Origin of the sequence: Catenuloplanes niger (assembly GCF_031458255.1) — a bacterium.
In the GTDB taxonomy this organism is placed as follows: Bacteria; Actinomycetota; Actinomycetes; order Mycobacteriales; family Micromonosporaceae; genus Catenuloplanes; species Catenuloplanes niger.
Map to the genome: position 1 here is coordinate 6,223,711 of NZ_JAVDYC010000001.1, position 25,675 is coordinate 6,249,385.

Sequence of the window (25,675 nt, forward strand, 5' to 3'; positions counted from 1 at the left end):
GCGAAGGTCAGGAGCTCTTCAGCGGTACGGTTCGGCGGCGCCGCCGGTGCACGGAGTCACGAACGCCGGTGATGATGTTGGGGAGCAGGACCGACGCGATCAGCAGCACGCCGGTCACGATGTTCAGTGCCTGGCCGGAGACGTCCTGCAGGCGCAGCGCGTTCTGCAGCACGGCCAGCAGCAGCACGCCGGAGAGCACGCCCCACAGGCTGCCCCTGCCGCCGAAGATCGAGACGCCGCCGAGCAGCACCGCGGCCACCACCGCCAGTTCCAGCCCGGCGCCGTTGTCCGCCCGGGCGCTGGAGTAGCGCAGCGTCCACAGCACCCCGGCCAGTCCGGCGATCGCGCCGCTCACCACGTACAGCCAGAACTTGGTCCGGGCGACGTCGATCCCGGAGAAGCGGGCGGCCTGGTCGTTCGCGCCGATCGCGAACAGCGCGCGGCCGACCGGCGTGGCGTGCAGCACCACCCCGAACGCGACCGCGAGCACGACCAGGACGAGCAGCACGTTCGGGACCGGGCCGCCGCCGATCGTGCCGGTCACCCAGCCGGTGAACGCCCACGGGAAGTCCGCCACCGCGGCGTCGCCGAGCACCACCAGCGCGAGCCCGCGGTAGAGCGCGAGCGTGCCGATCGTGACGGCCAGCGACGGCAGGCCGAGCCGGTTGATCAGTACGCCGTTGACGGCGCCGAGCAGCGCGCCGACCAGCACGCAGAGCGGGATGATCGTCTCGATGGTCAGCCCGCGGTTCCACAGGTCGCCCATGATCGCGCTGGTCAGGCCGAGCGTGCTGGCCACGCTCAGGTCGATCTCGCCGGTGATCACGATCATCGTCATCGGCAGTGCGATCAGCGCGATCGGCAGCAGGTCCAGGACCAGGAACGTGAAGTTCGTGCTGGTGCCGAAGTTCTCCACGCCGATGCTCGCGGCGACCACGACCACCGCCGTGACCACAATGATCATGCTGTCCCAGCTGGCCAGCCGGCCCCTCAGCTCAGACATGCGAGTCCCTCTTCCGAAGCGTCCGGGCGATGCGGACCGCGACCAGCCGGTCCGCGCCGATGGCCAGCACGATCAGCGCGCCGACGATGGCCTGCTGCCAGAACTGGTTGATGTCCAGCACCGCGAGCGCACTGCCGATCACGGTGAGCAACAGCGCGCCGAGGCCCGCGCCCCAGATCGTGCCGCTGCCGCCGAACACCGCCACGCCGCCGACCACCACGGCCGCGACCACCTGCAACTCGTAGCCGTTGCCGGAGGAGGCGTCGACGGTGCCGAACCGGGACGCGTAGAGCACGCCGCCGAGCCCGGCCAGCGCACCGCTGATCACGAACGCGACCAGCGTGTTGCGCGCGATCCGGATGCCGGCCAGCCCGGCCGCCTGCGGGCTGGAGCCCATCGCGTAGAGCTCGCGGCCGATCCGGTAGTTGCGCATCATCAGGCCGACCCCGGCGATCACCACCAGGGCGATCAGGACCAGCCACGGTACGCCGAGGAGCGCGCTGTTCGCGAAGTGCAGGAAGTGCCGGGGCACCTCGTCCGCCGTGACCTGCTGGCCGCCCGCCCAGGAGTAGGTGAGGCCGCGGTAGGCGTACATGGTGCCGAGCGTGACCACCAGCGCCGGCACGTTGCCGAAGTGCACCAGCGCGCCGTTGAGCACGCCGGCCACCGCACCGATCGCCAGGCCCAGCCCGAGCGCGGCAACCATCGGCAGCCCCTGGTTCTGCTGCATGACGGTGGCGACCGTGAACGCGCTCAGCCCCAGGACCGAGCCGACGCTCAGGTCGATGTGCCGGGTGATCACCACGACCGCCATGCCGGACGCGAGCACGGCCAGGATCGCGGTGTTGAGCAGGATGTCCGTGACGCTCTGCGCGGACAGGAAGCGGGACTGGTTGATCGCGGTGAAGCCGACCAGCACCACCAGCGCGAGCACGATGCCCATCTCGCGCTGCTTGAACGGATTGGCGAACCTCGGGGCCGCCGTCTTCTCCACGGTCGCGGACGTCACGCGGTCACCTGCTGTCCCATCGCGGCGTACATCACGGACTCCTCGGTGGCCTCGGCGCGGGAGAGCTCCGCGACCAGGTGGCCCTCGCGCAGCACCAGCACCCGGTCGGCCATGCCGAGCACCTCGGGCAGCTCGGACGAGACCATCACGACCGCCATGCCGTCCGCGGCCAGCTGCGACATCAGCCGGTGCACCTCGGCCTTGGTGCCGACGTCGATGCCGCGGGTCGGCTCGTCCACGATCAGCAGCTTCGGCTCGGTGGCCAGCCACTTGGCCAGCACCACCTTCTGCTGGTTGCCGCCGGACAGCGTGCCGACCAGGTCGGAGAGCCGGCCGAACCTGGTCTGCAGCCGTCGCGTCCACTCGGTCGCCGCGCGCCGTTCCGCGCCGCCGAACAGCAGGCCGAGCCGGGCGAGCGCGCCGGAGCGGGGGAGCGTCACGTTCCGCTCGATCGACAGGTCCATCACCAGGCCCTGCTGGCGGCGGTCCTCCGGGACCAGCGCCATGCCCGCGGTCATCGCGGCGCGCGGGTTGCCCGGCTTGAGCCGCCCGCCGAGGAACGTGACGGTGCCGCTGTCGTACGGGTCGACGCCGAACACCGCCTGCATCACCTCGGAGCGGCCGGAGCCGACCAGGCCGGCCAGCGCCACGATCTCGCCGGCCCGCACCTCGAAGCTGATGTCGCGGAAGACGCCCGCGCGGGTGAGCCCGTCGACGGTCAGCACCACGTCGCCGGCGGTCACGTCCTGCTTGGGGAAGAGCGTGGAGAGGTCACGGCCGACCATCCGGCGGATCATGTCGTCGACCGTCAGGTCCTCGACCCGCTCGGTGCAGACGTGCCGGCCGTCCCGCATGATCGTGACGCGCTGGCAGAGCGCGGTGATCTCCTCGAACCGGTGCGAGATGAACATGATCGCGGCGCCCTCGTCGCGCAGCGACCGGACCACGGAGAAGAGCCGCTCGACCTCCACGCCGGAGAGCGCCGCGGTCGGCTCGTCCATGATCAGGACCTTGGCGTGCACGGAGAGCGCCTTCGCGATCTCGACGATCTGCTGGTCCGCGATGGAGAGGCCGCGGGCCGGCCGGTCCGGGTCGATCCGCACGCCGAGCCGGGCGAACAACTGCTGGGCCGTGGCCCGCATGGACTTCCGGTCGATCTGCCGCAGCCGGGTCAGCGGCGCGTTGCCCATCGCGATGTTCTCCGCGACCGAGAGGTCCGGGAAGAGCGTGGGCTCCTGGTAGATGACGGCGATGCCGGCCGCCTTCGCGTCGGCCGGCGAGCCCCACGAGACGTCGTCGCCGCGCACCCGGATCGTGCCGGTGTCCGGCCGGTGCACGCCGGCCAGCATCTTGACGATCGTGGACTTGCCGGCGCCGTTCTCCCCGACCAGCGCGTGCGCCTCGCCGGCGTGCAGCGGGAAGGAGACGCCCCGCACGGCGGCCACCGCGCCGAAGGACTTGCTGACGTCCAGGACCTCAAGTAACGCCTGGCCTGACGACGTGCTTCGATCTGTCGTCACGGGCCACCTCCGCGTCTTGTCGATGTATTTGAAACATTTCAAGCCGTGCAGGGTGACGCTAGGTGGCGCCGGTCACACGTGTCAAGGCTGCGCAGGAAATCGTTAGGAAACACGGGCTTCGCACGAATGTGCGTACCGTAGGCTGTCGATACAACGTTTCAAAGCCGTCAGGAGTGCGCCTTGGTGAGCCAGCAACGTGCCCGGCCGGGTTCCCGCACGCCCTCGGTCAAGGACGTGGCGGCCGCCGCGGACGTCTCCCTCGGCACCGTCTCCAACGTGCTCAACCGGCCGGAGCGGGTCAGCCCGGCCACCCGGGAGCGGGTCGAGCGGGCCATGGCCGAGCTGGGCTTCGTGCGCAACGAGTCGGCCCGTCAGCTGCGCGCCGGGACCAGCCGCACGCTCGCCTACGTGATGCTGGACGCCACCAACCCGTTCTTCAACGACGTGGCCCAGGGCATCGAGCTGGCCGCGGAGGACGCGGACCTGTCGCTGTTCATCTGCAACAGCAACGGCCGTGCCGAGCGCGAGGAGGCGCACCTCGACCGCCTGCTCCAGCAGCGCGTGCAGGGCATCCTGATCACGCCGGTCAACGCGGACGCGCCGTACCTGGACGAGATATCCCGCCGCGGCATCCCGGTGGTGATCGTCGACCGGCACCGCGACTCCGGCGGCTTCTGCTCGGTCGGCGTCGACGACGTGCTCGGCGGGCGCATCGCGGTCGAGCACCTGATCGAGCAGGGCCACGACCGGGTCGCGTTCGTCGGCGGTCCCGACTCGATCGGCCAGGTGCGCGAGCGGCTGGAGGGCGCCCGGCAGATCTGGGCCGAGTTCGGCCGCGACCCCGGCGACCTGGTCTACCTGCCCACCGATGCGGTCACGGTCAGCGAGGGGCGGTCCGCCGGTGAGCGGCTCGCCGGCATCGCGGCCCGGCGCCGGCCCACGGCCGCGTTCTGCGCGAACGATCTGCTGGCGCTGGGCCTGCTGCAGCAGGCCGTGGGCGCGGGCGCGCGGGTGCCGGAGGATCTGGCGATCGTCGGCTTCGACGACATCGAGTTCGCCGCCGCGGCCGCGGTGCCGCTGACCTCGGTGCGCCAGCCGCGCCAGGAGTTGGGCCGCACGGCCGCGAAGCTGCTGCTGGACGAGGCGACGAATCCGTTGCACCGGCACGACCAGGCCACCTTCATCCCCGAGCTGGTCGCCCGCGCGTCCACCGCGAACCGTTCCTGACGCGTTTCCGCCCGTGCGCGAGGCGCCGGCCGGCTCGGTCCGGCGACGACCGCGCACCTGGATCGGTCACGGCGCTGTTGCCTTCGTCATAGGTTAGCCTTACCTAACTAGAAGCCGCTTAGGATCTCGTCGCGGAATCCCGCCCGGTGGCGCCGGCGGGCGGTTCCGCGACGACTCCCCACGACGAGCGGACCTCACTGTGCGATCTTTAATCGCGTTCGCGACCGTGGCCGTGCTCCTCAGTGCGGCCACCCCGGCCCCATCCACGTCCCCACCGGAACCGGCCCACCCGGCCGCGGTGGCCGAGCCGCTGCGACGCGCGGCCGGATTCACGCTCCCCCAGCCGCAGACCGTCCCGGACGGCGGCGCGGTCACGTTCACCGCGGAGTTCCCCGGCGCGATGCTCTACACCTGGTACCGCACGGACGCCCGCGGCACCACGGCACTCCCCGGCGGCAACACCGCGTCCTACACGTTCACCGCGTCCTATCCGGACAACGGCGCGACGTACTCGGTGCGGGTCTTCGACGCCACGTTCGTCCAGCACCGGTCCGCGGAGGCGCGGCTGACCGTGACGCCGGTCGCGGCCGTCGTCACCGAACCGCCGCACGACGCCTCGGTCCGGGCCTACCAGAACGCCCGGTTCACCGTCACGGCCGGCGGGACCGCGCCGCACACCTACCAGTGGCAACGCCGCGACGGCAGCGCCTGGACCACGATCCCGGGCGCGACCGGGCCGGACCACACGTTCAAGACCGGACCGGCCGACGACGGCGCGGCGTTCCGCGTCGTGGTCGGCAACGCGTACGGGCCGGCCGTCACCTCGGCCGAGGCCACGCTCGACGTGGTCAGCGGCGGCGGCAGCCTCGACCCGGTCGCCCGGGCCAGCCTGGAATGGGGCGTCAACGAGATCTACCAGGGCGGCAACCCGGCCAACACCGGCTGCAACTACTTCTCCGCCGGTACGCAGGAGACGTTCGCGGGCCGGCAGGGCGACGTCCGGATCGTCCACCGCATGCCGGACGGCAGCGCGCAGGGCGTCTCGGACGCGACCAAGTGCATCCCGAGCACCGGATCCCAGCTCAACCAGCGCGTCCTCTTCACCGGCGGCGCCGGTACGGCCAACGCGGTGACCGGTGCGGCCACGATCCGGTGGACCGGCGCGTTCACCGCGAACGCGTACTCCGGCATGGTCACCTGGTACCTGCGCGACCCGGTGCTGACGGTCGCGGAGGACGGCACCGGCACGCTCACCGCGACCGCCGGTGGCATGGCGGCCAGCCGCACCGACCCGGGCACGAAGGAGCCGGTCCCGCCGCGCACGGTCACGGTCGCCACGTTCGACCGGGTGCTGCTGGCCACGGACGGCGTGCAGATCTCGCCGCGCTTCTCCGGCGTCGACTACTTCCCGCTGGCCGACGGCGTGCGGTCGACGGCCTCGGCGATCCCGGCCGCGGTCAAGGCCGCCCAGCCGGACTGGGGCGCCTGGCCCGAGTCCTTCGTGGACTTCCAGTACGAGACGCAGCTGTCCAGCTACTGGCACACCAGCGGCCTGCCGGCCGACACCGACAAACCCCCGTTCGACCTGACGGTACGGTTCGACTCCGCGCCGGACGTGAAGGACGTGCCGGTCATCCTGGCCAACCCGGCCGCCGGCGCGGCCGCGCCCTACGTCGAGGGACGCGACCTCACGGTCACGGCCGACATCGACGGGGTCGCGGACCTCCGGTGGGAGCGGTCCACGTCGGCCAACGGGCCGTGGACCGCGATCGCGGGCGAGACCGGCGAGACGCTCACCATCCCGGCGATCACCTCGGCCTGGAACGGCGTGTACGTGCGGATCGTCGCCGTCAACGCGGACGGCCGGGCCGTCTCCACGGCGCTCCGGCTGCAGACCGCGCCGTACGCCGCACCCACGTTCACCCGGCAGCCGGCCGACCTGGCCGCGATCTCCGGCAACCGGGCCGTCGTCGACTTCGACGTCACCGGCAACCCGGCGATCGACGCGTCCTCGATCGTGCTGGAACGCAGCGACGACGCGGGCGCCACCTGGCGGCCGTGGGCCGGCGCGGAATCCGCACCGTCGCAGATCACGATCCCGTCGGTGCCACTGGACGCGAACGGCGCGCGCGGCCGGATCGTCGCGGTCAACGTCGAGGGCGCGCGGTCGGTCTCCGGCACGTTCGGCTTCCGCGTCTTCCGCGGCACCGGGCGGCCGCAGCTCGTGGTGATCCCGTCAGCGCCGATCGACCCGGCCACGGAGACCCGGCTGACCGTCGTCGCGGCCGGCTTCCACGTGCCGGACTGGGCGAGCGCAACCGAGACGTACTCGCTGGACCTGGGGCTCTTCGACACCACGTCGTGGCAGCCGGGCCGGACCGGGCACCGCAACTGGATCGCCACCTCGCCGGACACCTCCGGCGGCCAGATCTACCACGGCTGGATGGCGACCACCGGCGGCACGTTCACCGCGGGCATCCGGGTGCCGGCCGGTGCGCTGGCCCCCGGGAAGACGTACGGCGTCGGCGCGTTCCTGCGGCTCACGGACATCTCGACCTGGCAGGACACGTTCACCAACCGGTCGCTGGACGCGTGGACGCAGGTTTGGCCGGCCCCGGCCGCGGACGGCGCGCAGACGATCAGCGTCGAGGTGGTGGACGCGCCGGGCGAGTTCATCTGGAGCATCGACGGTGACCGCGCGGTGAACCTCGGCCAGGCGGTCTTCCAGGACACGTACCTGCAAGCCACCGGCGACATCGCGCCGATCACGGTGACCGACACCCGGGCCGGCGGGCCGGCATGGGCGGTCTCCGGACAGATCTCCGACTTCAGCGGCGGGCTCTCCGGCCGCTACCTCGGCTGGTCACCCGTGGTGATCACACCGGGCGCGGGCGCGGTGGCCGGAGCGCCGGTGGAACCGGGCATCGGCGGCGGCCTCGGCCTGACCGAGTCGGCCACGCTGGCCGACGCGGCGGGCGGGCACGGGCGCGGCACGGCGAGCGTCGGCGCCGGACTCGACCTGCGGCTGCCGCTGACCACGCCACCCGGCAGCTACACGGCGACGCTCACGGTCACCGCGCTCTCCTGACCCCCTTCTTCCACCCGCGGTGCGGGCGCCACCCAGGTCGTTCCGGCGACCTGGGTGACGCCCGGATCGGACCTGCCCACGGGAGATCCACGATGTCAGTCAGCACTCGGCGGGTTGCGCGAGCGGTGCTGGCGGCGGCACTCGCCGTCGCCGTCGGTCCTGCCCCGGCCGGCACCGCGACAGCCACGCCGGGCGGTGCGCCCGGCGCGCTGCCGGCGGTGGGGTGGGGTGGCGGGCTGCCGGCGGTGCTGCCGGGCGGTGCGCTGCCGGGCGGTTCACCGGCCGTGCTGCCGGGCGGTTCACCGGCCGTGCTGCCGGGAGCTTCGTCGGGTGCGCTGCCGGCGGTGGCGCCGGGGGACGGGGCGACGCTGACCTGGTCGGTGCGGCCGACGCCGAGCCCGGAACGGCCGGACCGGCCGAACTTCGCCTGGGACCTGGAGCCGGGACAGCGGATCGAGGACAGCATCCGGGTGCGGAACCTCGGCACCGAGCCGCTGCCCCTGGTGATCTACGCCAGCGACGCGTTCACCACGTCCAGCGGCGCCATCGACCTGCTGCGGGCCGGCACCGCGCCCACCGGCGTGGGCGCGTGGACCGCGCTCGGCACGGCGGAGATCACCGTACCGGCGGAGGGTTTCGTCGACGTCCCGTTCGTCCTGGCCGTGCCCGCGGGCGCGGAGGCGGGGGACCACACCGGGGGGATCGTCACGTCCTACCGCGCCCCCGGCACGGACGGCGAGGGCCGGGCGGTCGTGGTCGACCGGCGGCTCGGCTCGCGGATGTACGTCCGGGTCGGTGGTGAGCTGCACCCGCGCCTGGACGTCACCGGGGTCGACGTCACCTATCGGGGCGCTCCGGAGCCGTGGACGGCCGGCGACGCGACGGTCACCTACACCGTCACGAACCGGGGTAACGTGCGGCTCGGTGCGGAGCAGGTGATCATGACCGCCGGGCCGTTCGGGCTGCTCGGCCGCCAGACCGTGCCGGCACCGATGCCGGAACTGCTGCCCGGGAACTCACTGACCCATGCGATCGAGGTCGCCGGAGTGTGGCCGCTTCTCCGGACGACCGCTGAGGTCCGCGTGCGTCCGGTACCGACCCGGCAGTACGACGTCTTCGCGCCGGACACGCCGCTCGCGACCGGCACCGCCACCGCCTGGTCGATCCCGTGGCCGCAGCTGCTCACCTGCCTGGCAGCCGGTCTCGTGGCCTTCCTCGCGACCCGCCGCAGGCGCTCCCGGCCCGCCTCGTCCTCCGCGGCGAAGACCATCTGACTCTCCGGCGCGGTGTCGCATCGGGTCACCGCAGCAGCCGCGAAGTCCGCTGCGGCCGGCACGAGATCAGCCGGTCACGGCGAGCCGCGATCACGGCGGCGCCCGGCCGCGCTGCGCGGGAGTGCCTGGGCGATCCCTGCGCCGCTCTTGTCCGCTCGGCGGGAAAGGATCATTGATCGATGCGAAGTGGTTGTCAACGGCCTCAGTGGACCGCTACTACGCATCGGTCAATGATCGATCGCGTCGAAGGGTGCCGGCGTGGCGATCGAAGATGGTGGGCGGTCGGGTGAGACGTGGCGAGGCTGGATACCTATATCGCGAAATATCGGGCGCGGGGCGCCCGATGGGCTGGCTCCGCTGGCTCGGCTCGGCTGGCTCAGCTCGGCTGGGCCGGCTCCGCTGGCTCGGCTCGGCTGGGGCCGGCTCGGCTGGGCTGACTTAGCTGGGCTGGCTCGGCTGAGCTGGCTTGGCTTGGCTGGGTTGGCTCCGCTGGGTCGGCTCCGCTGGCTCGGCTGGGGCCGGCTCGGCTGGGCGCCGATCGCTCCAGCCGAGCTTCGCTGCCGGCGCTCCACCGGCTGGGTGAGCTGTTGGCGAAGCGCCAGTTGAACGTTTCATGCATGAGGCCGGGGGTTGACCCGGCGCCGTCGCCCGCCGTAACCTGTCCGAAATTCATGAAACGTTTCACGGCAGCCTGCCTCCGGCACGGCGTGTCTGGAAGTCCCGACCATCTCCGCGAGAAGGACACCATGACGAACCCCGCAGTGCGTGACCTGCTGACCCGCAGCAACCGGCTGGGCGCGGACCCGCGCAACACCAACTACGCCGGTGGCAACACGTCCGCGAAGGCGACCGACACGGATCCGGTGACCGGCGCGCCGACCGAGCTGGTCTGGGTGAAGGGGTCGGGCGGTGACCTCGGCACGCTGCGGGAGAGCGGTCTCGCGGTGCTGCGGCTCGACCGGCTGCGGGCGCTCGTGGACGTCTATCCGGGGGTGGAGCGCGAGGACGAGATGGTGGCCGCGTTCGACTACTGCCTGCACGGGCGCGGGGGTGCGGCGCCGTCGATCGACACCGCGATGCACGGGCTGGTGGACGCTGCGCACGTCGACCACCTGCACCCGGACGCCGGCATCGCGATCGCGACCGCGGCGGACGGGCCGGCGCTGACCAAGGAGATCTTCGGCGACCGGGTGGTCTGGGTGCCGTGGCGGCGGCCCGGTTTCCAGCTGGGGCTGGACATCGCGGCGGTCCAGCGGGCGAACCCGCAGGCGATCGGCTGCGTCCTCGGCGGTCACGGCATCACGGCGTGGGGTGCGACCAGCGAGGAGTGCGAGCGCAACTCGCTCACCGTCATCGAGACCGCGGCGGCCTACATCGAGGCGAACGGCCGACCGGAGCCGTTCGGCGCGCTGCGGGTCCCGGCGCTGGACGAGGCGGCCCGGCATGCCCGCGCGGCCGCGCTGTTCCCGGTGGTCCGCGGGCTGGTGTCGACCGACCGGCCGCAGGTCGGGCACTACACGGACGCGCCCGAGGTACTCGACTTCGTGGGCCGGGAGCGGCTGGCCGAGCTGGCGGAGAAGGGCACGTCCTGTCCGGACCACTTCCTCCGTACCAAGGTCAAGCCTCTGGTCCTGGATCTGGGTCCGGACGCGTCCCTGGAGGACACCGTGGCCCGGCTGACCGAGCTGCACGAGGCGTACCGGGCGGACTACCGGGCCTACTACGAGCGGCACGCCACGGCGGACTCCCCGGCGATGCGTGGCGCGGATCCGGCGATCGTGTTGGTGCCCGGCGTGGGCATGTTCTCGTTCGGGGCGAACAAGCAGACCGCGCGGGTGGCCGGCGAGTTCTACGTCAACGCGATCAACGTGATGCGCGGCGCCGAGGCGCTGTCCACCTACGCGCCGATCGACGAGGCGGAGAAGTTCCGGATCGAGTACTGGGCGCTGGAGGAGGCGAAACTTCAGCGCATGCCGAAGCCGAAGCCGCTCGCCACCCGGATCGCGTTCGTGACCGGCGGCGGCTCCGGCATCGGCCGGGCGATCGCGCTGCGCCTCGCGGCCGAGGGCGCCTGCGTCGTGGTCGCGGACCGCAACTTTGACACGGCGCGCACGGTGGCGGGCGAGATCGGCGACACCGACCGGGCGATCGCGGTCGAGGCGGACGTGACGGACGGCGACGCGGTGGCCGAGGCGCTGCGGGCGGCCGTGCTCGCGTTCGGCGGCGTCGACCTGATCGTCAACAACGCCGGGCTCTCCGTCTCCAAGCCGTTGCTGGAGACCACGGACGCGGACTGGGACCTGCAGCACGACGTGATGGCGAAGGGCTCGTTCCTGGTCTCCCGCGAGGCCGCGCGGATCCTCGTCGCGCAGGGGATGGGCGGCGACATCGTCTACATCTCCTCGAAGAACTCGCTCTTCGCCGGGCCGAACAACGTGGCGTACGGTGCCGCGAAGGCCGATCAGGCGCACCAGGTCCGGCTGCTCGCGGCCGAGCTGGGCGGCCACGGGATTCGCGTCAACGGCATCAACCCGGACGGCGTGGTCCGCGGCTCCGGCATCTTCGCGGGCGGCTGGGGCGCCAAGCGGGCCGCGGTCTACGGCGTGCCGGAGGAGGAGCTGGGCGCCTACTACGCGCAGCGCACGCTGCTGAAGCGCGAGGTGCTGCCGGAGCACGTGGCGAACGCGGTGTTCGTGCTGACCGCGGGCGAGCTGTCGCACACCACCGGCCTGCACGTCCCGGTCGACGCCGGCGTCGCCGCGGCCTTCCTCCGATGAGCGTTTTCGCGGCGGTCGACCTCGGCGCGTCCTCCGGCCGGGTGATCAGGGCGACGCTGGACGGCGGCGCGCTGAGCCTCGACGAGGTGCACCGCTTCCCGAACGAGCCGGTCAGCATCAACGGCACGCTGCACTGGGACATTTTGGCGCTGTACCGCGGTGTGCTGGAGGGACTGCGCCGGGCCGGGCCGGTGGACAGCATCGGCATCGACTCGTGGGCGGTCGACTACGGCCTGCTCGACGCGACCGGCGCGCTGCTCGGCAACCCGGTGCACTACCGGGACGCGCGCACCACCGGCGTCTGGCGGGAGGTGGCGGCGGCGATCGGCGAGGAGCGGCTCTACGGCATCACCGGCCTGCAACAGCTGAACTTCAACACGCTCTACCAGCTGTCGGCCGCGCGTGGCACGCCGGTGCTGGCCGCCGCCCGGCACCTGCTGATGATCCCGGACCTGATCGCGTTCTGGCTCACCGGCGAGATCGGCGCGGAGATCACCAACGCGTCCACCACCCAGCTCTACGACCTGCGCACGCGTGCCTGGTCCACGGAGCTGATCGCGGCGGCGGGCCTCGACCCGGGCCTGTTCCCGCCGCTGCGCGAGCCGGGCACGGTGATCGGCCGGGCCCGGGACCTCGACGGGCAGCCGGTGGTCGTCGCGGTCGGCTCGCACGACACCGCCTCGGCCGTGGTCGCGGTGCCGGCCGCGGACGCGCACTTCGCGTACATCTCCTGCGGCACCTGGTCGCTGGTCGGCGTGGAGCTGGACCGGCCGGTGCTCACCGAGGCCAGCCGCGCCGCGAACTTCACCAACGAGGGCGGCGTCGACGGCACCGTCCGCTACCTGCGCAACGTGATGGGTCTCTGGCTGCTCCAGGAGTCCTGCCGCGCGTGGGGCGACCCGGACCTGCCCGCACTGCTGGTCGAGGCCGCGGCGCGGGAGCCGTTCGTCTCGGTGGTCGACCCGGACCACGGCGACTTCCTCGCACCCGGGGACATGCCGGCCCGGATCGCGGCGTTCTGCCGCCGCACCGGCCAGCCGGTCCCGGCGGATCGCGCCGCGGTCGTGCGGACCGTCGTGGACAGTCTCGCGCTCGCCCACCGGCGCACGGTCCGGGAGGCCGCCGCGCTCTCCGGCACGCGCGTCGACGTGGTGCACGTGGTCGGCGGCGGCGCCCGCAACGCGCTGCTCTGCCAGCTCACCGCGGACGCGACCGGCCTGCCGGTGCTGGCCGGCCCGGTCGAGGCGACCGCGCTCGGCAACGTCCTGGTGCAGGCCCGCGCGGCCGGTGCCGCCGGCCCGGACCTGACCGCGCTGCGCGCGCTGCTGCGCGACACCCAGCGGCTCACCCGCTACGAGCCGTCCGGTGACCAGGCCGCATGGGACGCCGCCGCCTCGCGTCTGGGCCGGCCGAACCCCTGAGAGCCGGCGGGGGTACGCCGCACGTGCGACGCGGCGTACCCCGGCGAGCGGCCGGACCGTCGTCGTCCGCCGGATATATCGACGTCGGCCGTTGCGTGGACGGGTGGAGCGCTCTATAAACAACATTGACTGAAAGCGCTCTCTCCGTCCTCCACCACGGGAGCAGGCCGATGAAGAAGGTCCTGACCTGGCTGGCGACCGCCGTCCTGGCCGCCGGTTCCGCGATCCTGGTGTATCCCGGCGTCGCGACCGCCGCGTACATCCCGAAGACGCCGCCGCTGTCCACGCCGTGGACGTCGCAGGTGTCGCTGACCGACCCGCTGCCGGAGTACCCGCGGCCGCAGCTGACCCGCCCGGACTGGCAGAGCCTGAACGGCCAGTGGCAGTTCGCCGCGTCGACGCAGATCGGCACGCCACCGACCGGGCAGAACCTGGCCGAGACCGTGCTGGTGCCGTACCCGATCGAGTCCGCGCTCTCCGGGATCATGCGGCACGAGAACAACATGTTCTACCGGCGTACGTTCACCGTGCCGGCGTCCTGGTCCGGGCGGCGGGTGCAGCTCAACTTCGGCGCGGTCACCTGGCGGGCGAACGTGTGGGTGAACGGTGCCGCCGCGGGCTCGCACACCGGCGGGTACGACGCGTGGTCGCTGGACGTCACGCCGCACCTGAACGGCGGGACCAACGAGATCATCGTCGGCGTGCACTCGCCGGTGGACGCGGCCGGCATCCCGCTCGGCAAGCAGCGGCTCAACCCGAGCGGCATCTTCTACACCGCGGCGTCCGGGATCTGGCAGAGCGTATGGCTGGAACCGACCACCGCCGGGCGCGTCACCCGGCTGGACACCACTCCGGACGTACCCGGGCAGGCTTTCGATCTTGATGTCCGGACCGTGAACGCGGCCGGGCAGACCGTCACCGCGACCGTCTCCACCGGCGGCACCACGGTGGCGACCGCGTCCGCGCCGGCCGGCACCCGGCTGCGGATCCCGCTGCCGAACGCGCGCCTGTGGAGCCCGGACGACCCGTTCCTCTACGACCTGCGCGTCACGCTCTCCGGCGGCGACAGCGTGGGCGGATACTTCGGCATGCGGTCCGTCTCGACCGCGGTGGTGAACGGGTTCCTGCGGCCGGTCGTCAACGGACGGTTCTACTTCCAGATGGGCACGCTGGACCAGGGCTACTGGCCGGACGGCATCTACACCGCACCGACCGACGAGGCGCTGCGCTTCGACCTGGAACGACAGAAGGCGTTCGGCTACAACACGGTCCGCAAGCACATCAAGGTCGAGCCGGCGCGCTGGTTCTACCACGCGGACCGGCTCGGGTTGCTGGTCATGCAGGACATGCCGTCGATGCGCACCGGCGTCACGCCGTCCGCGGCCGACCGGGTCACCTTCGAGGACGAGCTGCGGCGGATGATCGACCAGCTGCGCGGGATCACGTCGATCGTGCAGTGGATCCCGTTCAACGAGGGCTGGGGCGAGTACGACGAGGCCCGGATCACCGACCTGGTCAAGAACTACGACCCGACCCGCCTGGTGAACGGCAACTCCGGCTCGAACTGCTGCGGGCGCGACCCGGGCAACGGCGACGTGGTCGACGACCACATCTACGTCGGCCCGGGACTGACCCAGCCGCCGAGCGCCACCCGGATCGCGCAGCTCGGCGAGTTCGGCGGGCTCGGGCTGCGCGTGGCCGGGCACGAATGGTCGCCGGGCAACGGGTTCAGCTACGAGATGGTCGCGGACGACGCCGCACTGAACCGGCGGTACGTCGAGGTGACCGACACGCTTCAGGGGCTGATCCGGTCGCGCGGGCTGTCCGGGTCGATCTACACCGAGCCGACCGACGTGGAGAACGAGGTCAACGGCCTCTACACGTACGACCGGCGGGTCCTCAAGATGAACGCCGACCAGATCCGGGCCGCGCACCTGGCCGTCCAGGGTGCCGCGGCATGGCTGCGGCCCGGCGAGTCGATCTCGCTCGGCGTGACCACGCCCGGCTTCACCGACCGCTACCTGCGTCACGTGAACTCGCTCGGCGTGACGTCCCCGGTCGGCGACGCGCTGTCCCGGCAGGACACCACGTTCCGGGTCCGGGCCGGGCTGGCCGGCAGCGGCTGCTGGTCGTTCGAGTCACGCAACCAGCCGGGCCGCTACCTGCGGCACGCGAACTCCCGGGTCCGGCTGGACGCGTCCGACGGCAGCGCGCTGTTCGCCGCGGACGCCACGTTCTGCGCGCGGACCGGCCGGACCGCGGCCGGGATCTCGTTCGAGGCCTACAACCAGCCGGGCCGGTTCCTGCGGCACTACAACGGCGAGGTGTGGATCGCGGCGGCGACCGAGAACCCCGCGTCGTACGCCGCGGACACGACCTGGCAGGTCGCGTCCCCGTGGTGGCGCAGCGGCGCGGACCTGACCGCGGGCACGCGCGTCTCGCTGGGCGTCACCACGCCCGGCTTCACCGACCGCTACCTGCGGCACCAGGACTCGCTCGGCGTCACGTCCGTGGTCACCACGGCCTCGGACGCGACCACCCGGGCGGACGCCACGTTCACGGTCCGGCCCGGTCTCGCCGACCCGTCCTGCTACTCGCTCGAATCGGTCAACTACCCGGGCCGCTACCTGCGCCACTCCAACTTCCGCCTGCGCCTGGACGCCTCCGACGGCGGCGTGGTGTTCCCGTGGGACGCCACGTTCTGCGCGGAGCCGGGCGCCGGCGGCGTGACGCTGCGGTCCTACAACATGGCCGGGCACGCGATCCGGCACTACAGCGCCCAGGTGTGGATCGCCACCGCCGGCGGCCCGCACACGCCGCAGGACTCCGCGGCGGGCTACCCCGCCGACACGTCCTGGCGGATCGCGGCGCCGCTGGGCTGACCCGCGGCCCGGCCCGGGATCGAGACGCCCGCGCCTCGATCCCGGCGGGTCGCTCCGCGCCGCGGCCGGGCCCTCGGGTCAGTTCTTGATGCGGGTCAGCAGGCCGAGCTCGGGGTGCAGCGCGCCGTCCTGGGCGAGGGCCCGGAAGTCGGGCTCGACCTCGGCGAGCGTGAGCGTGCCGGCCCGCACCGCGGCGACCCGGACCATGGACCAGAGGAAGACGTCGAGGTTGTCGAAGCGGGTGTCCGCCTCGAGCGCCTCCTCCTCGTGGAACCAGACCGCGACCTGGCCGTTCGTCAGCACCACGTAGTAGTTGCCGCCGCCGTCCGCGCCGATCGAGTAGACGTCGTCGTCGGTCAGCTCGGTCCCGTCGGAGTCGGCGAGGCCGACCCCGTTCCCGGCGAAGTCGAAGCCGTACGACCACTCGTAGGCGTCCAGGATCTGCGGGAACGTCCCGGCCCGGACGCGGCGGTCCAGCCCGGTCAGCGCGGCCGCGTCCGCGGGGGCGAGCCGGGCGGCGAACGGCGCGACCGGGCGGATCGAGTCCGGGACCTCCACCCGGTCCTCGTCGGCGAGCCAGCGCGCCACGTCCGCGTCGAGGTCACGCTCGACGTACCCGGTCAGGTCAGCAACGGTGAGGGTCACCAGCGGATCGTAACCGCATCGGTCGACCCGGCCGACGCAGATCGATGACGGTGCGCGCGACTCCCCGGCCGGGCGCCTGCGGAAAAGCCGTCGCCGGTACGGCACACCGCGGCCTGGCGTGCGGACAGGTCTCGAAGCGGAGGAGTGGTGACCCAAGACCGTCGTCGGTTCCGGCACGGGCAGGGTCACGTTCGTGCCCGGCGACGCCGGCGCACACGTCGCGGCGGAGCCGGCCGACGTGGTCGAGTTCGTCGCGGCGGACGAGCGTGGCTGGGATCGGTACGCGGCCGCGAGCTGGCTCAACATGCGGCGGTGGCTGGACGCGCACCCGGACGACGCGCTGGCGCCGCAGATCCGGGCCGAGCTGACCCGGGCACCACCGCAGCATGTGCGCTGGCAGCGACCGTACCTCGGCTGGGGTGTCTTCGCCCTGATGCGGCGATAACACCGACGCGACGGGGCGAAGCCACGGCAACGGTACGTCAAGATCGGTCTGCTAGCCTCTGCGCCGTTCCATTGTGGAAACCCTGGAGGTGCCATGGCAGTCACCGGTGATCTGAGCAAGATCGTCGACAAGGAGTACCAGGACAAGAGCCTCGAGGAGATCGCGGCCGCGCCGGTCGCGGCCCTCGCCGGCATCAGCGAGACGGGTGCGAAGCACCTGCGCGACGCCCTGGGCATCAAGACGATCGGCGAGCTCGGCCGGAACAAGTACTTCCGCGCCTCCGCGGCGATCGTCGACCTGCTCGACGCCAAGTAGCACCGAAGCGGATCACGAGGGGGCACTCGCGTACCCCCTCGTGATCCGTGCCTACGGTGATTCGACGAGGGCTGCGTTCCAGACCTCGGAGGCCTCCTCGTGGGAGTTGACGCCCTCGTGGAAGGCGTCGGCGAGTTTCAGGAACTCCTCACGCTCGACGTTGTCGAAGCCGAGGAACCTCGGGCGGTGCACGGCGAAACCGTCCCTGTCGGTGTGCGGGCGGTACGGGACGGCCACCGCCATGGCGCTCCGCTCCGGGAAGTAGGAGACGGCGCGCACGATCAGCGCGTCTGTGCGCGGCGTGGCGGCGAGGTGGATGAAACCCTCGACGACGAGTGCGGCGCGGGTCGCCGCGAACCCGTTGGACTCGAGTGCCTCCTGGCCGTTCAGGGCCGAGATGCCCGGGTCGTCGTCGGCGAAGCGGGCCATGGCGCGGTCGCCGTCGGCCTGCTCGTATCCCATCAACGGGACGAGCTTGTCGCCGGCGGACACGCTCCAGATGCCGTGCGCTGCGAGGAACCCCGCTAGGCGGGCTGTCTCTTGCATGGCTCGGAACGATACGGCACCTCGGCTACACCTGAGGTTGCGCGCGTTTGTCAAGATGCCGATCCGGGTGAGGCCGAGATCACAGGTGGCTGACCTCGTTGAACGCGATCAGCGCGGGTGGCCGGCCCGGCCGGTAGAGGATCGTGGTGAGGCCGCAGTTGACCGCGTTCAGCCCGAGCCAGCGCGGCTCCGGCGCGTCCAGCGCGTCCCGGACGAACCAGGCCACCGTGAACGCGTGCGTGACGATCACCTCGTGCGTCTCGGTCTCGGCCGGCCGCGCGAACCGGTCCAGGGCCGCGCGGGCCAGCGTCTCGCCGAGCGCGTACTCCTCGTCGGTGACCGGCGCCAGGAAGTCCCGGAACACGGGCGGCAGCGCGGCCGGCTCGCCGACCGGCGGGATGTAGTCACCACAGACCTCGAGCTCCCGCACCGGTACGCCCGGCAGCCGCGCCGCGATGATCCGGGCGGTCTCCGCGGCGCGCGGCAGCGGACCGTGGTGCAGTGCCGCGATCGGCAGCGCGGCCAGCCGGGCGCCGGTGGCCGCGGCCTGCCGGCGCCCGGTCCCGGTGAGCACGCCGTCCGCGGCCTCGCCGTGCCGGACCAGATGCACGTAACGCCCTGTCATGATGTTGTCTTCATCCCTTGTGGACTGCCGGGTGCACGAAAAGTAACGGCCCTCACCGGCGAACATGACACTGAGTGGTCAGATCCGAGGTTTCTGTAACCCCCGGTATGACTTTCGGTAGATTGAACCCGATGGCTGGTCACTCTACGGTATGTCGCGTGAGTGCCGTGAGATCATTGAGTGCCCTCCCGATCCGCTCCGTCGCGGACCGGCTGCGCCTGGCGCACCGGGCGACGTTCCTGGGCCGGCAGCCGGAGATCACGGCGTTCCACGAACTGTTGCGGCCGGACGGTCCACACGCGCTGCTGGTGGTCGAGGGGCCGGCCGGGATCGGCAAGACCGCGCTGCTCGCCCGGTTCGCCGACGAGGCCCGCGCGGCCGGCCGGCCGGTACTGCGGGTCGACGGCCGGGACGGCGACGAGGAGCGCGCGGGCGCGGCCGGGCCGGGCGCGCCCGTGGTGCTGGTCGACGACGCGGACCGGATCCCGGCGCTGGAGGCGTGGCTCCGTGACCGGCTGCTGCCGCGGCTGCCGATGGACGCGCGCGTGGTGCTGGCCGCGCGCCGGTCGCCGGTCACCCGGTGGAGCGCGGACCCGGGCTGGTTCCAGGCGATCCGCCCGCTGTCGCTCGGCCCGCTGAGCCGGATGGACTCGAGCTCGCTGCTGCACCGGTTCGGCGTCGCGCCGCACCTGCGCCGCGAGATGATCGCGTTCGCCGGCGGGAACCCGTCCGCGCTCGCGCTCGCGGCCCGCACCGCGCAGTCGCCCACCCGGGACGGTGACGGCTGGGTGCCGACGCAGGAGCTGCTGGACCGGGTGGTCGCGGCGTGCGCCGGGCCGTTCCCGTCCGCCACCCACCGGCGCGCGTTGCAGGCCGCCGCGCACTCCATCGTGATCACCGAGGACCTGTTGCGCGCGGTGGTCGGTGACGAGGCCGCCGCGATGTTCGAGTGGCTGCGCACCCAGTCCTTCATGCACGTGTCACCGTTCGGCCTGGTCCCGAACGGCACGGTCCGCGCGTCGGTGGAGGCGCAACTGGCCCGGCGTGACCCGGACGGCCACCGCGCGCTGCACGACCGGATCCGCGACTACCTGTTCGAGCGTGCCCGGATCGCGGCCGGCGACGCGGTCATGCCGGCCATGGTGATGCTCGGCTACCTGCACCGCCGGTTCGGCGCGACCGCGTTCTACGACGCGATCCTCGGCATGCCGACCGGCGCGCCGGACGACGCGACCGCGGAGCTGACCACCAGCGGCGTGTACGAGGACCGGGTCGACCCGGCCGAACTGCCCGCGCTGCTGGCGCTCAGCGACGAGCCGGAGCTGGTGGAGTTCTGGTTCGGCCGGCAGCCGTCCGCGTTCCGCGCCTACCGGCGGGAGGCGCCGATCCCGCTGCTGGACACCGCGCGCGTCGGACCGTTCCACCCGCTGGAGCCGCGGGCCGGGCGCGGTGAGCTGATCGGCTTCTCCGCGCTGCTGCGGCTCGGCGTGGAGGACCTGGCCGAGTGCGAGCACGACCCGGTGCTCGCGGCGGCGTGGGCGTTCACGCACACGGCCGCGCCGCTCGCCGCCGGGGAGGAGCTGGACGTGCTCCGGTTCGTGGCGCGGCCCGCGGCCGGCCCGCCCGCGGCTCAGCGCCCCGCCGGCGAGCGCCTGGCCGACCCGCTGGAGCGCCGCCGCGCCGACGCGGTGCAGGATCTCGCGGTCTACCGGGTGCTCGGCCGCGCGGTCCGGCCGGACCACCCGGCCTGGACGTTCCTGGCGACCGGCGACCCGGCGCTGTGGACCGGCGCGTTGCGCTACTTCGACATGCCGGGTACCGGGCTGGCCGTGCCCAGCGGCGGCCGGGACCGGCACCTGTTCGCGCACGACTGGCGGGCGGCGCCGCCGGAGGAGTGGCTGGCCGGGAACTCCCGGCGCCCGGTCGAGGAGCTGCCGCCGCGCGCGGACACCGGCCTGGCCGTGCTGACCCGGGCCGAGTTCGACACCGAGGTCCGGGCCGCGCTGCGCGCCTGGCGCCGCCCGGAGCGGCTGGCGGAGAGCCCGCTGCTGCGCACCGGCCTGGTCCGGGACGCGGACGACCCGGTCGAGTCGCTGCGCCGCACGCTGGCCGGGGCCGTGGAGGCGCTGGGCCGGCACGGCCGGACCGCGAAGCAGCACCGCGTGCTGACCACCACGTTCCTGAGCGGCGCGCCGACCCAGGAGGCGGCGGCGCGCCGGCTCGGGCTGCCGTTCAGCACGTACCGTCGCCACCTCACGATCGGGCTGACGACGATCTGCGACCGGCTCTGGCTGGGCGAGGAGTGACGACCCGCGGGGGTACGGACCGGGTGGCGGAATCGTCGCGACGGCCGAATTACGCATCCGTTCGCGATCGCGCCGAATAAATGCTTGCCATTCTCGAGGGCCGGCGATTAACGTATCCATCAGCTTCGGGTGGCCGGAGCCATGAGGGAAGCCGGCGACGGTAAACCGCGACGGTGAAATGATGAGGGCGAAGGAGGCGGTCATGTCGGGTCAGATGCTTCGCGCGGCGGCGTCCTCGGCGCCGGACTGTCTCACCGGCCGTGGCTATCCGAGCCTGGCCCTCCTTGCGCCTCGGGGCGGTTGTCCGAGCTGACCGGCGTCAGCGCGCGACCACGCCGCCCCTCCCGTCACGGGACCGGGCGGTTTTTCTTTGCCCTCCCGAAATGCATTGATCGCAATTCTTCTTTCATCATGCCTTCGTATCCCAATTGGTAGAGGAACGGCGTTGAGGACGCCGTCGTTGCGCGTTCGAATCGCGCCGGAGGCACGTGGCAACATCGGGCCCGGGTAGCCCAACTGGCAGGAGGCGCGCCGTTCAGGGCGGCGACAGTGTGCGTTCGAATCGCACCCCGGGCACGTACGGCAGGAACATGGGGTCGTAGCTCATCGGGAAGAGCGCTGTCCTCGCACGGCAGAGGTGGCGGGTTCGAGTCCCGCCGGCTCCACGCACGAAACGGATCGACCCGGTCCGGCATCCGCCGGACCGGCCCGCGCGGGCGCGCCGACGCTGGAGAGTCGGGGGCGGCTGTAAACCGTCCGCATGGTCTGAGCAGGTTCGAATCCTGTCGCCCGCACGCACGTTCCCACGTCCGCATGTCCGAGAGGCCAGGAGCGCGACTGCAAATCGCGTCACACCGGTTCGAATCCGGTTGCGGACTCGCGGCGCGACCCGGGGAGCGGCGGTGGACCGCACGGTCCGCCGCCGCTCCCCGGAGTCGCGCGTCAGCGGACGCGGACCGGCTCGTCGATGATCATGCCGCGTTCGACGAGGAAGTCCTCCAGTGTCTGCTCCTGCTCGTCGGTGAGCGGGGCGCGGGGCACGTCGAAGGAGCGGCCGCCCTCCTCGGCGCGGAAGAAGTAGGCGTGCGGGATGCGGACCGCGTAGCGGATGCCGGCCCAGTTCCAGGTGGTGCTGCCGATCGGCGTGCTGGACTCGAGGGCCTCGTCGGTGATCAGCCAGTCGCGCGGGGTGCACCAGGAGGCGGGGACGGCGAGCTCGTCCTGCCAGCGGTCGTGCGCGCGGATGCACAGCCCGACGCCGATCAGGACCAGCGCGGGACCGGCCAGTGCCAGCTCGTCCTTGATGCCGGCGGACAGCAGCGCGGTGAGGCCCCAGGCGATCCCGGCCGCGAGCAGCAGCACGCCGCCGAGCAGGCTCGGCGCGGCGGCGGCACGGCCCGCCTGGGCTCGCTGTTCGCGGAAGTACTCCCGGGGACGCGCGTACGTGAACTCGATTCGCACCGGTTGATCGTAGGGTGTCGGTCCAACGGGACACTGTGGAGGCGGTGCGCAAGCCGCAAACCAGCCCTTTCCGCGCCGGCCGGCGGGGCTTACCAGGGGCCCGGCCCGGCCGGGCCGGGCCGGGCCCGTCAGGTGACGGTCAGGCCGCGGGCGCGAAAGATGTCGCGGGCCGCCTCGACCGCCTCGTGCGACGGCGGCACCGTGTCGCGCAACGGGAACTCCAGGCCGATCGCGTCGTACTTGTGCTGGCCGAGCCGGTGGAACGGCAGCACCTCGACGCGCTCGACCGTGGGCAGCTCCGCGGCGAAGTCGGCGATCCCGCCGATGTTCGACGGATCGTCGGTCAGGCCGGGGACCAGCACGAACCGTACCCAGACCGGCTTGTGCAACGCGGCCAGGCGGCGGCCGAAGCGCAGCGTCGGCGCGATCTCGCCGGTGCCGGTGACCCGGCGGTAGGTGGCCGGGTCGGCGGACTTGACGTCCAGCAGCACCAGGTCGACCGCGTCCAGCAGCGTGTCCGAGGCCCGGTCGCCGTAGAAGCCGGACGTGTCCAGCGCGGTGTGCAGGCCGCGCATCCGGCACGCGTGCAGGAACGCCTCCGTGAACCGGGCCTGCTGCAGCGGCTCGCCGCCGCTCAGCGTCACCCCGCCGCCGCTGACCCGGATGAACCGCTCGTAACCGTGCAGCGCGCTCATCAGGTCGTCCACGGTCATCAGCGTGCCGCTGCGCCGGTACCAGGTGTCGGGGGAGTGGCAGTAGAGGCAGCGGAGCGGGCAGCCGGCCAGGAACGCCACGAAACGGGTGCCGGGCCCGTCCACGCCGATCGACGTGTCGAACGAGTGGACGGACCCCGTGATGTTCACAGCGACCCGTGGAAGGTCCGGGAGACCACGTCGCGCTGCTGCTCCCGGGTCAGCCGCACGAAGTTCACCGCGTAACCGGAGACCCGGACGGTGAGCTGCGGGTACTTCTCCGGGTGCTCCATCGCGTCCTCCAGCGTGGCGCGGTCCAGCACGTTGACGTTCATGTGGAAGCCACCGGTCCCGGTGTAGCCGTCCAGCACACCGACCAGGTCGGTGATCCGGTCCGCGCGGGTGTGCCCGAGGCCGTCCGGCGTGACCGTGCAGGTCAGCGAGATGCCGTCCCGGGCCGAGGCGTACGGCAGCTTCGCCACCGAGAGCGCGGCCGCGACCAGGCCGTGCTTGTCCCGGCCGTTCATCGGGTTCGCGCCCGGTGCGAACGGCTGGCCGGCGCGGCGGCCGTCCGGCGTGTTGCCGGTGTGCTTGCCGTAGACCACGTTCGAGGTGATGGTCAGCACACTCATCGTCGGCTCCGCGCCCCGGTAGGCCGGCTGCCGCCGGATCCGGGACATGAACTCCTCGACCAGCCAGGTGGCCATCGCGTCGACCCGGTCGTCGTTGTTGCCGAAGCTCGGGTAGTCGCCCTCGATCTCGTAGTCCACGGCCAGCCCGGTGTCGTCGCGGACGACGCGGACGGTCGCGTACCGGATGGCGGAGAGGCTGTCCACGGCCACGCTCAGGCCGGCGATGCCGGTGGCCAGGAAGCGATGCACGGGGTAGTCGTGCAGCGCCATCTCCAGCCGCTCGTACGCGTACCTGTCGTGCATGGCGTGAATGACGTTGAGCGCGTCCACGTACGTCTCGGCCAGCCAGTCCAGCGTGCGTTCGTACGCCGCGACCACCTCGCCGAACTCCAGGACGTCACCGGTCAGCGGCGCCGACACCGGCGCCACCTGGTCACCGGACATCTCGTCCCGGCCGCCGTTGATCGCGTAGAGCAGCGCCTTCGCCACGTTCGCCCGGGCGCCGAAGAACTGCATCTGCTTGCCGACCCGCATGCCGGACACGCAGCACGCGATCGCGGTGTCGTCGCCGTACTCGGTGCGCAGCGCGTCGTCGTTCTCGTACTGGATCGCGCTGGTGTCCAGCGACACCTGCGCGCAGAACCGCTTGAAGCCCGCGGGCAGCGCGGCGGACCACAGTACGGTCAGGTTCGGCTCCGGCGCCGGGCCCAGGTTGTACAGCGTCTGCAGGTAGCGGAAGCTGGTCCGGGTCACCAGCGGGCGGCCGTCCGCGCCGAGGCCGCCGAGGCTCTCGGTCACCCAGGTCGGGTCGCCGGAGAAGAGCGCGTCGTACTCCGGCGTGCGCAGGAACCGGATGATCCGCAGCTTGATCACGAAGTCGTCGACCAGTTCCTGCGCCTCGATCTCGGTCAGGTCACCGGCCGCGATGTCCCGCTGCAGGTACACGTCGACGAACGTGGCGGTCCGGCCGAGCGACATCGCGGCGCCGTTCTGCTCCTTCGTCGCGGCCAGGTAGGCGAAGTACAGCCACTGGATCGCCTCGCGCCCGGTCGTGGCCGGCCCGGAGATGTCGTACCCGTAGGACGCGGCCATCTCCTTCAGTTCGCGCAGCGCGCGGACCTGCTCGGCCAGTTCCTCCCGGTCCCGGATCACGTGCTCGGTCGACCGCGCGTGGTCCAGCGCGCCCTTCAGCGTGATCCGCTCGGTGATCAGCCGGTCCACGCCGTAGAGCGCGACCCGCCGGTAGTCACCGATGATCCGGCCGCGGCCGTAGGCGTCCGGCAGGCCGGTGATGATGTGCGAGCGACGGGCCTTCAGCACCGCCTGGGGGTACGCGTCGAACACCGCGTCGTTGTGGGTCTTGCGGTACTTGCCGAACGTCTCCCGCACGGCCGGGTCCAGCTCGTACCCGTAGGCCTTCAGCCCGTTCTCCACCATCCGCAGGCCGCCGTTCGGCATGATCGCCCGGCGCAGCGGTGCGTCCGTCTGCAGGCCGACGATCAGCTCGTTGTCCCGGTCGATGTACCCCGGCGCGTGGCTGGTGATCGTCGACGGTGTGCGCGCGTCCACGTCGTAGACGCCGCGCTCGCGCTCCACCGGGAACATCGCCTGCAGCTTCGCCCAGACGTCCAGCGTCCGGCAGGTCGGGCCGGTGAGGAAGTGGTGGTCCCCCTCGTACGGCGTGTAGTTGTCCCGGATGAAGCCGGCCACGTCGACGTCCCGCCGCCAGTCCGTGCCGGCGAAGCCCCGCCACGCGTCCGCGGTCGACGTCCGCGCCTCTGCCTGTGCCGTCATCGCCGGCCTCCCC

General features: G+C 72.4%; 18 protein-coding genes and 5 tRNA genes. 14 read left to right on the forward strand and 9 right to left on the reverse strand.

Annotation, left to right across the window (positions count from 1 at the left end; all coding sequences use genetic code 11):
- Positions 1–7 precede the first annotated feature (7 nt).
- Genes J2S44_RS27670 through J2S44_RS27680 form a run of 3 tightly spaced genes read right to left on the reverse strand, consistent with a single transcriptional unit; the run spans position 8 to position 3,532 of the window.
- A complete protein-coding gene (locus tag J2S44_RS27670) occupies positions 8–1,003 on the reverse strand; it encodes an ABC transporter permease (RefSeq protein ID WP_310419879.1) in 996 nt (331 codons plus the stop codon).
- Positions 996–2,012 carry an ABC transporter permease gene (locus tag J2S44_RS27675; protein WP_310419882.1) on the reverse strand — a complete coding sequence of 339 codons (1,017 nt, stop codon included), beginning with the start codon at positions 2,010–2,012 and terminating at the stop codon, positions 996–998. Before J2S44_RS27675 ends, J2S44_RS27670 begins: the two co-directional genes overlap by 8 nt.
- Positions 2,009–3,532 carry a sugar ABC transporter ATP-binding protein gene (locus J2S44_RS27680; protein WP_310419884.1) on the reverse strand — a complete coding sequence of 508 codons (1,524 nt, stop codon included), beginning with the start codon at positions 3,530–3,532 and terminating at the stop codon, positions 2,009–2,011. The genes J2S44_RS27675 and J2S44_RS27680 overlap by 4 nt, the downstream gene beginning before the upstream one ends.
- A gap of 183 nt (positions 3,533–3,715) precedes the next feature.
- On the opposite strand from J2S44_RS27680, the gene J2S44_RS27685 reads away from it, so the two are divergent.
- The 6 genes from J2S44_RS27685 to J2S44_RS27710 all read left to right on the forward strand — a co-directional run bounded on the left by J2S44_RS27685 (position 3,716) and on the right by J2S44_RS27710 (position 16,201).
- On the forward strand, positions 3,716–4,759 hold the full coding sequence (locus tag J2S44_RS27685) for a LacI family DNA-binding transcriptional regulator (RefSeq protein WP_310419885.1): 1,044 nt from the start codon (positions 3,716–3,718) through the stop codon (positions 4,757–4,759).
- Positions 4,760–4,958: 199 nt separating this feature from the next.
- Entirely contained in the window at positions 4,959–7,847 is a 2,889-nt protein-coding gene (locus J2S44_RS27690) for a hypothetical protein (protein WP_310419886.1), read from the forward strand.
- A 92-nt stretch (positions 7,848–7,939) separates the two neighbouring features.
- Positions 7,940–9,121, forward strand: coding sequence for a WxL protein peptidoglycan domain-containing protein (locus J2S44_RS27695; protein WP_310419889.1), 1,182 nt, complete (start codon positions 7,940–7,942; stop codon positions 9,119–9,121).
- Between the two features lie 746 nt (positions 9,122–9,867).
- Positions 9,868–11,898 (forward strand): bifunctional aldolase/short-chain dehydrogenase, encoded by a 2,031-nt coding sequence (locus J2S44_RS27700; RefSeq protein WP_310419892.1) that lies wholly within the window; start codon positions 9,868–9,870, stop codon positions 11,896–11,898.
- Entirely contained in the window at positions 11,895–13,319 is a 1,425-nt protein-coding gene (locus J2S44_RS27705; protein ID WP_310419894.1) for a rhamnulokinase, read from the forward strand. The genes J2S44_RS27700 and J2S44_RS27705 overlap by 4 nt, the downstream gene beginning before the upstream one ends.
- Positions 13,320–13,489: 170 nt before the next feature.
- Positions 13,490–16,201, forward strand: coding sequence for an AbfB domain-containing protein (locus J2S44_RS27710; RefSeq protein ID WP_310419896.1), 2,712 nt, complete (start codon positions 13,490–13,492; stop codon positions 16,199–16,201).
- Between the two features lie 78 nt (positions 16,202–16,279).
- On the opposite strand, the gene J2S44_RS27715 is transcribed toward J2S44_RS27710, so the two are convergent.
- Positions 16,280–16,846, reverse strand: coding sequence for a hypothetical protein (locus J2S44_RS27715; RefSeq protein WP_310419898.1), 567 nt, complete (start codon positions 16,844–16,846; stop codon positions 16,280–16,282).
- Positions 16,847–17,039: 193 nt separating this feature from the next.
- Here J2S44_RS27715 and J2S44_RS27720 point away from each other — a divergent pair, with 193 nt between their 5' ends.
- Positions 17,040–17,291: a hypothetical protein gene (locus J2S44_RS27720; protein ID WP_310419900.1), complete on the forward strand. Its 252-nt coding sequence runs from the start codon at positions 17,040–17,042 to the stop codon at positions 17,289–17,291.
- 93 nt (positions 17,292–17,384) lie between these two features.
- Entirely contained in the window at positions 17,385–17,606 is a 222-nt protein-coding gene (locus J2S44_RS27725; protein WP_310419901.1) for a hypothetical protein, read from the forward strand.
- A gap of 51 nt (positions 17,607–17,657) precedes the next feature.
- Here J2S44_RS27725 and J2S44_RS27730 read toward each other — a convergent pair whose 3' ends face one another.
- Positions 17,658–18,152, reverse strand: coding sequence for a hypothetical protein (locus J2S44_RS27730; RefSeq protein ID WP_310419903.1), 495 nt, complete (start codon positions 18,150–18,152; stop codon positions 17,658–17,660).
- A gap of 79 nt (positions 18,153–18,231) precedes the next feature.
- Positions 18,232–18,777 carry a histidine phosphatase family protein gene (locus J2S44_RS27735; RefSeq protein ID WP_310419905.1) on the reverse strand — a complete coding sequence of 182 codons (546 nt, stop codon included), beginning with the start codon at positions 18,775–18,777 and terminating at the stop codon, positions 18,232–18,234.
- A 158-nt stretch (positions 18,778–18,935) separates the two neighbouring features.
- On the opposite strand from J2S44_RS27735, the gene J2S44_RS27740 reads away from it, so the two are divergent.
- The 6 genes from J2S44_RS27740 to J2S44_RS27765 all read left to right on the forward strand — a co-directional run bounded on the left by J2S44_RS27740 (position 18,936) and on the right by J2S44_RS27765 (position 21,961).
- On the forward strand, positions 18,936–21,083 hold the full coding sequence (locus J2S44_RS27740) for an ATP-binding protein (RefSeq protein ID WP_310419907.1): 2,148 nt from the start codon (positions 18,936–18,938) through the stop codon (positions 21,081–21,083).
- Positions 21,084–21,496: 413 nt separating this feature from the next.
- Positions 21,497–21,570: transfer RNA gene (locus tag J2S44_RS27745), tRNA-Leu, on the forward strand.
- A gap of 14 nt (positions 21,571–21,584) precedes the next feature.
- Positions 21,585–21,659, forward strand: a tRNA-Leu gene (locus J2S44_RS27750).
- Between the two features lie 16 nt (positions 21,660–21,675).
- A tRNA-Ala gene (locus J2S44_RS27755) sits at positions 21,676–21,748 on the forward strand.
- A 47-nt stretch (positions 21,749–21,795) separates the two neighbouring features.
- Positions 21,796–21,877, forward strand: a tRNA-Tyr gene (locus J2S44_RS27760).
- Positions 21,878–21,890: 13 nt separating this feature from the next.
- Positions 21,891–21,961, forward strand: a tRNA-Cys gene (locus J2S44_RS27765).
- 64 nt (positions 21,962–22,025) lie between these two features.
- Here J2S44_RS27765 and J2S44_RS27770 read toward each other — a convergent pair.
- From J2S44_RS27770 to pflB, 3 genes are all read right to left on the reverse strand, one after another.
- Positions 22,026–22,544, reverse strand: coding sequence for a hypothetical protein (locus tag J2S44_RS27770; protein WP_310419909.1), 519 nt, complete (start codon positions 22,542–22,544; stop codon positions 22,026–22,028).
- A gap of 128 nt (positions 22,545–22,672) precedes the next feature.
- The gene (gene pflA, locus J2S44_RS27775; protein WP_310419911.1) at positions 22,673–23,407 is read right to left on the reverse strand and encodes a pyruvate formate-lyase-activating protein; all 735 of its coding nucleotides are present in this window, start codon (positions 23,405–23,407) and stop codon (positions 22,673–22,675) included.
- Positions 23,404–25,662: a formate C-acetyltransferase gene (gene pflB / locus J2S44_RS27780; RefSeq protein WP_310419913.1), complete on the reverse strand. Its 2,259-nt coding sequence runs from the start codon at positions 25,660–25,662 to the stop codon at positions 23,404–23,406. Before pflB ends, pflA begins: the two co-directional genes overlap by 4 nt.
- Positions 25,663–25,675 lie beyond the last annotated feature (13 nt).